Raw genomic sequence first — 9,453 nt, 5'->3', positions numbered from 1 at the left:
TGTATATTATAGAGATCATTTCCCTTTGACAAGCCACTTTACAGGCAATTAGAGTCTAATCTGCTATAAATTAAGCAGTTAAATCTATTTTTTTATTTTTCATCAAATTAATACAGAGAAATGCATCATTTTTATTCTTTTTCTATAAATCGATTCATTGCAATCATTTTTCTGTCTCCTCTGCTCGTTTACTTAAATATAGTGAATCAAAGGTTTCCTTATAGTTTCAATTCCAATCACTTGGTCTAATAAAGACTCATTCATCTACTCTGCCAAATTGCAGGCAAAAAAAAACAAGGTATTCAACCTTGTTTTTTTAAATTTGGTGGGGATAGAGAGACTCGAACTCTCACGCCTAGAAGGCGCTGCGACCTGAACACAGTGCGTCTACCAATTCCGCCATATCCCCGCTGAACTGTATATTATAGAGATCAAGCTTTATTGACAAGCGCTTAAATAAGCAATAAAGCCTTATTTAATCAAAAATTAAGCAATTAAATCATCCAGGCATTTTGATTGTCAGATTTAAAAAATTAAAAACAATTTGATCCAAAAACTTTTATTCATTCAGATTTTTTCAATTGACTCATTGTGAGTGCGCTTACATAAATAATAATACACATGGCCAAGCATTATTAATTTAAAAAACACAATAAATCTTGGCTCTTTTTACCAACAGGATTCTTTATAAAAACTGGCTACCCTTTTCTATCTCCAAGTGAGCAAGAACTATCTTTTTATGCATTAAACTGTTTGGCTTTTTTCTAGATGATTGATATAGACTTTAAAAGAACCGTATATTTTTTTCAAAGATCGAATCAGAGAGGAAAGCTTGCCGTTAAATTTCAGGCGAAAAAAAACAAGGCATCAACCTTGTCTCTTTTGAGTGGTGGGGACGGAGAGACTCGAACTCTCACACCTCGCGGCGCTGGAACCTAAATCCAGTGCGTCTACCAATTTCGCCACGTCCCCATCGGGTACCAACTTATCGCTGGATTTCTCAAACTTTAATGGCAGAGGATCAAGGATTCGAACCTTGACGAACGGTTTTGGAGACCGTCATGCTACCATTACACCAATCCTCTACTCGACCATCTCTACTCATTCTCATAAGTAAATTTGGTGGGGACGGAGAGACTCGAACTCTCACACCTCGCGGCGCTGGAACCTAAATCCAGTGCGTCTACCAATTTCGCCACGTCCCCGATGGCTGTGTATATTATAGAGATCATTTTAGCCTGACAAGAACTTTTTCATAAAACGCTTATCATTTGATTAAATAAAAAACAAAGTATTGATTTTTGTATTTTTATCAGTCGATTACAGTTAATAAAGCAGCTTTGATCTCTTCAAAATCAGCAACCCTGGCCGACTTATGCCGAGCAAGCATGCCTTTTAACACAGTTTTAAAAAACCTAAATTTTTCTGGAAGATTAATTTCCAATCGTTGACAGTGTAGATAAGCCCAGTCCTCATAATTTCCAGCATTAAGTCGTGTCTGACTTAACCATTCCAGCCAGATGATTCCTAATGCATAAATATCCGATTGAATCGTTTTTGCTTCGGCGTGAAATAATTCTGGCGCCATATAACGTGGTGTTGCATCTAATGTTCGAGGTGATTCATCCGAGATTCGATGTACCTGTTCAAAATCAATCAGACAGACCTGCCCTTTGCACTGGACAAAATGTTCTGCTTTTAAATCATGATGGAGATAGCCACATTGATATAGTTGCATCACAGCATCCAAGGCTGCAAGCAAATGTTTCTGAATATCAGACACGCTTAAATTAGCCGGATCAATCGCAAAATGAGAAGGACAATCCTGTAGCAAGATGCCCTGTTGAAAAGTTTCACCACCAATAGTGATCTCTGAATTAATCAGTAAATGCGGCGCCAGAAATTTGGCTAGTAAATTATTAGATAAATTTTGATAAAAACCGAATTCATTTTTAAAACCACGCTGACTATATACAGTCGAATGTTGCTGCTGCACCTTAAGCCAGTAAATTTCTCCATCCAAGCTGCCTTTATAGAGCCGACGGCCAAAAGCCAAACTTCGCGGCTTTGTGTTGAGTTCAAACTTTATTCGGTTTAGGTCATGACTAGATATCAACTGGAATATATTCTTCTTTCTGCTGTTCAGGTGCATGTTGATAGGTTAAAAGTTCCAGACAATGCTGTATGGTTTTTCCTACCCGCTCCTGGGTTTCAATCATGGAAATTTTCGGCCAGGTGGCACGTTCACCTTCACGTTGCAGGATTTTAAACAGGTATGGCCGTGGGTTTTGCAACATATAAGTATAATGACGCAGACCATATTTGCCGACAATATTCACATCACCATAATAACGCTGATCGACTACACCATAACCATGATCCAGCAAACGGCGTACAGGCGGTACACTTCCCACCCGCTCACGGGTAAAGTCCATCATGCCTTTGGCAAACACCTTGCCTTGGCGTCGTGCAATTCGTTGCGGCCAGCTCAGCATGTCCTTACGGAATCGGGCTGCATCGTCCTGCATGAAAGGCACAATGTGCGGATTCACCTGACTGGCGATGGTATAGTTAATATTATACAGCCGTGCCATTTTCTCCTGTGGGAAATCACTGCGTACACTACCATCGACCCAACGTGTCGAGGACATATAGGGTGTGAATTTGCCATCATTGCGCTTACTGGTCAGACGCACAGGTGGAAATAAAATCGGTACAGCACAGGATGCGAGTACTGCACTCCAAACCAATAGATCCGGTGCAGTATAAGCATTCATAATCCGTGCATCTTGAGTCGCATCATAAGGTGCAACGGCGACATTAATATGTAAGCCTGATTTTTTAAGGGCTTCATCAAAAGTGAGATTACCTAAATTTTCAATCAGGAATTTTTTTAGGTATTTTACATCTGCCAGACCACCATTACCCTTCATCAACTCACGAAAATTTCGAAAATGAAAGGCCTCATTAAAGAAATTATGTCCCTGAAGAATATCTGGATATTCAGATGGCTTGGATACCCCCAACATGGCCGTCATGATGGCACCAGCACTCGAGCCTGATACCACTTTCGGCATCAAATCCTGTTCCATTAACGCCTTACACACACCAGTATGAAATAGTCCCAGCGTTGAACCGCCAGAAAACATCAGTGCTGGCTGACCATAAGCACGCTGGCAACGTTCAAAATATTCTATTTTTTCTTCGAGCGTCAGACATTCACATTCTTGCGAAGCGATATAAGCCAGTCCTTTACTTACTTCTTCAACATAATCTTCAATAATTTTTTTAGTGCCAACATACGTTTCTATAAATAATAAAGGATGCGCGATATTGGCAATGTCATAACTGAGCCCTTCTCGCAAGATATGCATCAAATCACGAGTACGCTTTTGCAGACGGTATCGTCGAAGTTTACCCAAACGATGAGAGATCACTTCTGCATCAAAATAATCGGAAGAATTATCAAGCTTCCATTCCTGCGCACCTGATTCTTCATCCAGTTTTAACGCAATGCATTTCCACTCCTCATAAGTTTCCGCAGTCTGCAATTGTTGCTTTAATTTCTTGATGCGATAAGCTTGATGAGGATTAATCTGATGAGTAAAATCTGTTAACAACATGCTATGCGTGATCCTTATGTTTATTTTTGCTGCTACAAGATCTGTCACATACTTAAATTAGGCAGATCATACGTGCGGGACAATAGCGAAAAATCTCCTTTCTTGGGCAAATTATAACATTTTTCTAGCTTTGACTGCTTTTTTTGCAATGGTAGTATCATGAGCATAATTTAAATGCGTAATCTGAGATCATGGCTACAATTGATTTACCCGACCATATTTTAAATGCCCTTTCTACTGTCCTTCAGCAGCTTCAGCAAAGCCTGCCGGAAGTTAAAACCGTACCGGATTTCTCTGCTTATGCCTACAAATGGCAAGATGGCCAACTCAAACCAATTCATAAGCTGAGAGTGATTCAACTGGCTGATTTGAAAGGAATTGAAAAGCAAAAAGAGAAAGTAATTCAGAATACCTTACAGTTTCTAAATAACCTGCCTGCCAATGATGTACTGCTCACCGGTTCGCGTGGTACAGGTAAGTCCTCTATTGTTCGTGCCCTGCTCACTGAATATGCTGATCAAGGCTTACGTCTGATTGAAATTGAACGTGATGATTTATCAGATTTGCCCGAAATCCAGAAACTCATTGCCGACCGTCCGGAAAAGTTCATTGTTTATTGTGATGACCTGGCCTTTAATGCCGAAGATGAAAATTACCGTAGTTTAAAAAGTGTATTAGATGGTTCATTGCAATCCGGTTCCAGTAATTTTGTGATTTATGCAACCAGTAACCGTCGTCATTTACTGCCAGAGTTTATGCATGAAAATACGCCCGTTACTAAAGTAGATGTTCCACAATATACCGAATTACATCCTCAAGAAGCGATCGAAGAGAAAATTTCTTTATCAGACCGTTTTGGTATGTGGCTATCTTTCTATCCGATGGATCAAAATCTTTATCTGGAAATTGTAGAGCATTACCTTGAGAAGGCAGAAATGGAATTGACTACAGAAGCCCGTGCTGAAGCTTTGCGTTGGTGCCAGGGTCGAGGTCAACGTTCAGGTCGTTCCGCTTATCAGTTTTCAAAGCACTGGATTGGTTCGCAGCAGCTTAAAACTTTAAATTAATTGACTTAATTAAAAAAATATCAGCTCGGTTTTGTTTCACTATGTAAATATTTTCAACAAAACTGAGCTTTAAAATAATTACAAAAATCATTCAAATATAAAATAATTTTATGATTTTCTATCTTTTAAACACACTTTATAAACTTACACAATAAAACAAATAAATACAAAATAAATACATTGAATTTTACCATTATTTCTCCATTAACTTTTTCAAATTATTAATAAATTCATTTTACTTCTAAAGTGGATATGAGCACTTAGGTAATTGTTTATTAAAAATATTTAGAGTATTTACTCTAAATAAAAAAATTATTTCATAAAGTTAATCTTATTAATAATCAAAAGATTAACTCTTTTCATCCTAATTATCCAAAATTGTAAACCTACAATAATCATGCATAATTTCCATGAATTTGAGATGTAGTTGTTACTTTAGAATTTAAAAAACCACTATGTCTTAAAAGTGAGATATCAAGAAAAATACCATCTATTTACATAAATTTTAAAATAGATATTGAGGGAATAATCATGACACTTCGATTCAAAGTGAGTGGCGTAGCACTGTTAAGTACTCTATTAATTGCATGCGGCGGCGGTGGAAGCAGTAGCAGTAAGACACCAGCAGCCAACTTGCCAGAAAATTTACCAGAAGCAATTTCACCAGAAATACCTGATGACTTTGTTCCTTTCACTGAATATGACTTACTTGATAAAATCAAAGATAAACTTACCGGCCAGGAAGGTACCAGCGAACTTGCACATAACTATAATGAAGCCTTAGCCCATATGGTGGGAGAAATTTTTGCTGATTATCCCCTTGGTCGTACAGGACGTGCTGTGCAGATTTATAATCTTGGAGTAAGCAGTATCAAGATTGGTAATTTAACATGTGCTGAAGTTACAACAAATGGTAATATCAAGACACTAACCTTAAAGCCGAACAAAGCAACTTGCATTGTTCTGGACAAGACATTTGTAGCAGGTTCTAAAATCACACAAATTAGCGATGGTGATACAACCACCGTTTCTTTTGACAATGTACGCTATGGACATAACTTGGATTTTAGTTTGAAAGATCAATATTTGATCTCTGGCTCGATTCAATATACGTCTTCTAAATCAGACACAGGTCAAGAGCGTAATTACAATATTTCCAATCTGAGCTTCCAGCGTGTAAAAACAGATAGCAATAAATTGCCAGAAGGTGATATTTATAATGCTGAAAGCCGCGAGTATTTACAATTAAAAGATTATTCCTTTAGTTTAGTTGATGACTTTGGCAACGATAGTCATGGTATACGAACCTTAAATTCAAAGGGTACTGTGATCGGTCAACCTTTAGACGCCACTTTCAGATATACCTTTAGTTTCGATACAGGTTCTACTCCATTTATCATGAAGGAAACAGTGGCAAATAATTATCATCATTTGCCTGAGCAAGGTAGTGTCAGCATAACGCATCAAAAAGGCTTATTTAACTCGCGGCTAATCACCAGGATTAGCCAAGACTCCCCGCAATCATTAAAAGCTGGAGTGTATCTCGCTAATGGAAAAGTAGATGATATTCTTTGGTCCAATATTATTGGTAAATAACTGTAAAAAACCTCATCAAATGGTGGTGAGGTTTTTATTTCAATATTTAATATCTATATTTCTTACTTGCACCAATGATCAGATTTCTAAATATTAGATTGAATTGTAGTAATATGGATCTTTATAATGTGATTTAAGCTATCCACTTTTTTTATAATAGCTTGTATTCTCTTACTTATAGTACTTATCTATTTATATAATTATGATTAAAAAAATAATACTTTTCAGCTCAATACTGATCTCATATAGTTCGATTCAAGCACAACCTAATGCAAATTTTCGGGAAGTTTCAGATTGTGATTCTGATCTGTTTAATGGAAATTTTTGCTCTAAAAGCAATATTTCAAGATACAAAGATGTATTAAAAACATCAAAGGCAAATTTTGATCACAAATTTATTTTGTTAAATACCGGCACGCTTGATTCTTTAGAACTGATTGCGTTGGATACTCAGACAGGTATTGGCTATCCGCTCAACTATCAATTTACGGGTTGGGAAGATAATAACGGCAATCTTAAAAAAAAGCCTTCCTATACTTTTTCATTAAATGATTCAAGAGTATGTCTTATGGGCTCACAATATGACGGTGACCATCCTGGTACGCATCAAACCTATAGCAATATCCGTAATTGTTTTCATATCAAAAAAGATGACAAATATACCTCTTTTGAATCGACGTATATTGATCTAGTTCAATATGAATATAATGTGCAGAAAAATGTCTGGGTGCCTTATTCAAACTAATTTTTTCTTGGGTGATCAGAACATACAAAAGAGGCTTTTCGCCCCTTCTTATATATATTTTTAAACTGCTTGAGGATCCGTCAACTCGGTCATCGGCCAACGTGGTGTCGTAGTGACAGCCAATCCATCCTGCTGCCCTGCTTTCAGACGTTGATAACCGGCAAAGGCAATCATGGCACCGTTGTCGGTACATAAAGCCGGTTCTGCATAGTACACAGTTGCTTTTATTTTCGCCAAGTCAGCCTCTAGGCGTTCACGTAAACGCTTGTTGGCGCTGACACCACCCGCAATCACCAGACGTTTTAAACCGGTTTGTTTAAGAGCTTTAACTGATTTTTTTCCCAAGGTATCGACAATCGCTTCCTGGAAACTGGCTGCGATATCGGCATCACGATTTTCATCACCCAATTTCTTCATTTGCACAGAAACCGCAGTTTTCAAACCACTGAATGAAAATTCTAAACCTTGATGCAGCATTGGACGTGGAAAAGCAAATGCATTCGGATCGCCCTGTTCAGCCAGTTTGGAAATATTCGGACCACCTGGATATGGCAAGCCCATCATTTTCGCGACTTTATCAAAAGCTTCACCAGCCGCATCATCAATCGACTCGCCAAGGAGCTCATATTGACCAATGCCATAAGCGGCCATCAATTGCGAGTGGCCACCTGACACCAAAAGAGCCACGAACGGAAATTCCGGTGGCGTTGCCGAAAGTAATGGTGCCAGCATATGACCTTCCATATGATGTACACCAATGGCTGGTTTATTCAACGCAAAAGCCAAGGTACGGCCAAACAAAGCACCGGTCATTAACGCACCCATCAGCCCCGGTCCACGGGTATATGCCACTGCATCAATTTCAGATTTTTTCACACCACTCTGTTCAAGCAGCTGATTCATGAGCGGAATTAACTTACGCACATGGTCACGCGAAGCCAGTTCAGGAACTACACCACCATACTCGGCATGCAGTTTAATCTGGCTGTACAGAACCTGGCCGCGTAAACCCAGTTCGCTATCATAAAGCGCGAGTCCTGTCTCATCACACGATGTTTCTAAGCCTAAAACGATCATTAAACTGCCTATAACCTGTATCAAATCAATTGCGACAACTATTATAGACTTGTGATATGAGATGTAAATGAGTAAAATACTGACCTTCACTTGTGATTGAGGGCAATTCAGCCCGAGATCTTACCCTAACTGATATGAGGATTCTTCATGCCACAAGTTAAATTGAAAGAAGGCGAACCAGTAGACGTAGCTATCCGTCGTTTCAAACGTTCATGCGAAAAAGCGGGTGTTCTTGCTGACGTACGTAAGCGTGAATTCTACGAGAAACCAACTCAAGAACGTAAGCGCAAAAAAGCTGCTGCTGTTAAACGCTACCAAAAGAAATTGGCGCGTGAATCAGTACGTACGACTCGCCTTTACTAAGATTAATTTGTGATTGACTGCCTGGACTAAATAAATGACTACTTTAAAAAACCAAATAACTGAAGTTTTGAAAGCAACAATGCGTGCTAAAGAAATGGCTAAGTTAACGGTAATTCGTAGTCTTCAGGCAGCAATTAAGCAAATCGAAGTCGATGAGCGCAAAGAACTTGACGACGCTCAGGTTCTTGCGGTCATTGAAAAGCAAATTAAACAACGTAAAGAATCGATCAAAGCCTTTGAAGGTGCTGGTCGAGAAGATTTAGCTAGTAAGGAACAAGCCGAAGTTGAGGTTCTATCTCAATTTCTACCAGAAGCTATGACTGAGGAAGAACTTGATTCCATCATTGCGCAAGCGATTACAGCGCAAGAAGCTACTAGCATGAAAGATATGGGTAAGGTGATGAATTCTCTGCGTCCGCTCATAGCCGGGCGCGCCGATCCTGCACAAGTTTCAGCTAAAATCAAAGCTAAACTGGCATAATCCCCTGCTTTAAATCTCTATTTGCGTTGAACTGACTTAATTGCTAGCCAGTTCTTAGCAATCCAAATTTCTTTTTTAATTTTAATAAATCACAAATTACAATTTACATTTTTGCTTTGCAGTAATTGCATCATTTTTGAAGATTTCACCTGATCCACAATATCTTGCCGTGTCAGTTTTTGTAGCTGAAAGTCTAGTGCATCACGATTTTTATCAGTTGCCTGATAAAGCTGATCTACATAACGCCTGACGATCCCACAAAATTCCACCTGTTGTGCTGCAGTTAAATTCTGTTGTTGTGGATTTAAACTGCGCAGAAAATCTCGTGACTGCTGATGATATTCATCGCTGATACGCTCTACTGCCCGCACATAATCCTTAGTGCTCGCTGCATAACTATGTGATATTCCCCAAACCAGAAACAGGCACAACAATGTTCTTTTCATTCATGCTTTCTCATGTGCTTTCATTTGCAACTCAGCATAGTACAAGGCAAACTTG

9 protein-coding genes and 4 tRNA genes are annotated in these 9,453 nt (G+C 38.7%); 5 read left to right on the top strand and 8 right to left on the bottom strand.

Features of this window, described 5'->3' with window-relative positions:
* Positions 1–323: 323 nt before the first annotated feature.
* From B3D47_RS05345 to B3D47_RS05320, 6 genes are all read right to left on the bottom strand, one after another.
* Positions 324–409: transfer RNA gene (locus B3D47_RS05345), tRNA-Leu, on the bottom strand.
* 478 nt (positions 410–887) lie between these two features.
* Positions 888–972 (bottom strand) — tRNA-Leu (locus B3D47_RS05340).
* Positions 973–1,011: 39 nt separating this feature from the next.
* A tRNA-Trp gene (locus tag B3D47_RS05335) sits at positions 1,012–1,085 on the bottom strand.
* Between the two features lie 35 nt (positions 1,086–1,120).
* A tRNA-Leu gene (locus B3D47_RS05330) sits at positions 1,121–1,205 on the bottom strand.
* Between the two features lie 107 nt (positions 1,206–1,312).
* Positions 1,313–2,056: a protein kinase domain-containing protein gene (locus B3D47_RS05325; RefSeq protein ID WP_286860393.1), complete on the bottom strand. Its 744-nt coding sequence runs from the start codon at positions 2,054–2,056 to the stop codon at positions 1,313–1,315.
* Between the two features lie 49 nt (positions 2,057–2,105).
* Entirely contained in the window at positions 2,106–3,623 is a 1,518-nt protein-coding gene (locus tag B3D47_RS05320) for a DUF3336 domain-containing protein (protein ID WP_108675923.1), read from the bottom strand.
* A 191-nt stretch (positions 3,624–3,814) separates the two neighbouring features.
* Between B3D47_RS05320 and B3D47_RS05315 the strand changes: the two genes are divergently transcribed.
* The 3 genes from B3D47_RS05315 (at position 3,815) to B3D47_RS05305 (ending at position 7,031) form a co-directional block, all read left to right on the top strand.
* Positions 3,815–4,690 carry an ATP-binding protein gene (locus B3D47_RS05315; protein WP_286860391.1) on the top strand — a complete coding sequence of 292 codons (876 nt, stop codon included), beginning with the start codon at positions 3,815–3,817 and terminating at the stop codon, positions 4,688–4,690.
* A gap of 531 nt (positions 4,691–5,221) precedes the next feature.
* Positions 5,222–6,286, top strand: a complete 1,065-nt coding sequence (locus B3D47_RS05310; protein WP_180184260.1) for a hypothetical protein — start codon at positions 5,222–5,224, stop codon at positions 6,284–6,286.
* Positions 6,287–6,488: 202 nt separating this feature from the next.
* A complete protein-coding gene (locus tag B3D47_RS05305) occupies positions 6,489–7,031 on the top strand; it encodes a hypothetical protein (protein ID WP_048882070.1) in 543 nt (180 codons plus the stop codon).
* Between the two features lie 60 nt (positions 7,032–7,091).
* Here B3D47_RS05305 and tsaD read toward each other — a convergent pair whose 3' ends face one another.
* On the bottom strand, positions 7,092–8,108 hold the full coding sequence (gene tsaD / locus B3D47_RS05300; protein WP_048882069.1) for a tRNA (adenosine(37)-N6)-threonylcarbamoyltransferase complex transferase subunit TsaD: 1,017 nt from the start codon (positions 8,106–8,108) through the stop codon (positions 7,092–7,094).
* A gap of 147 nt (positions 8,109–8,255) precedes the next feature.
* On the opposite strand from tsaD, the gene rpsU reads away from it, so the two are divergent.
* Positions 8,256–8,471, top strand: coding sequence for a 30S ribosomal protein S21 (gene rpsU, locus B3D47_RS05295; RefSeq protein ID WP_001136722.1), 216 nt, complete (start codon positions 8,256–8,258; stop codon positions 8,469–8,471).
* A 34-nt stretch (positions 8,472–8,505) separates the two neighbouring features.
* Positions 8,506–8,952 carry a GatB/YqeY domain-containing protein gene (locus B3D47_RS05290; protein WP_004812350.1) on the top strand — a complete coding sequence of 149 codons (447 nt, stop codon included), beginning with the start codon at positions 8,506–8,508 and terminating at the stop codon, positions 8,950–8,952.
* Positions 8,953–9,041: 89 nt separating this feature from the next.
* Here the strand turns inward: B3D47_RS05290 and B3D47_RS05285 are convergent, their stop codons facing one another.
* Entirely contained in the window at positions 9,042–9,398 is a 357-nt protein-coding gene (locus B3D47_RS05285) for a hypothetical protein (RefSeq protein ID WP_004894196.1), read from the bottom strand.
* Positions 9,399–9,453: the final 55 nt, after the last annotated feature.

Source organism: Acinetobacter sp. UBA3461, assembly GCF_002381195.1.
Lineage (GTDB): Bacteria > Pseudomonadota > Gammaproteobacteria > Pseudomonadales > Moraxellaceae > Acinetobacter > Acinetobacter schindleri.
The sequence above is the reverse complement of the archived record's forward strand: the minus strand, read 5'-3'. Positions and strand labels throughout refer to the sequence as shown.

Bases quoted from the DNA above. Each gene is read 5' to 3' on its own strand.
- B3D47_RS05320 (WP_108675923.1), bottom strand. From the start codon at position 3,623: ATGTTGTTAACAGATTTTACTCATCAGATTAATCCTCATCAAGCTTAT.
- B3D47_RS05315 (WP_286860391.1), top strand. From the start codon at position 3,815: ATGGCTACAATTGATTTACCCGACCATATTTTAAATGCCCTTTCTACT.
- B3D47_RS05310 (WP_180184260.1), top strand. From the start codon at position 5,222: ATGACACTTCGATTCAAAGTGAGTGGCGTAGCACTGTTAAGTACTCTA.
- B3D47_RS05305 (WP_048882070.1), top strand. From the start codon at position 6,489: ATGATTAAAAAAATAATACTTTTCAGCTCAATACTGATCTCATATAGT.
- tsaD (WP_048882069.1), bottom strand. From the start codon at position 8,108: ATGATCGTTTTAGGCTTAGAAACATCGTGTGATGAGACAGGACTCGCG.
- rpsU (WP_001136722.1), top strand. From the start codon at position 8,256: ATGCCACAAGTTAAATTGAAAGAAGGCGAACCAGTAGACGTAGCTATC.
- B3D47_RS05290 (WP_004812350.1), top strand. From the start codon at position 8,506: ATGACTACTTTAAAAAACCAAATAACTGAAGTTTTGAAAGCAACAATG.
- B3D47_RS05285 (WP_004894196.1), bottom strand. From the start codon at position 9,398: ATGAAAAGAACATTGTTGTGCCTGTTTCTGGTTTGGGGAATATCACAT.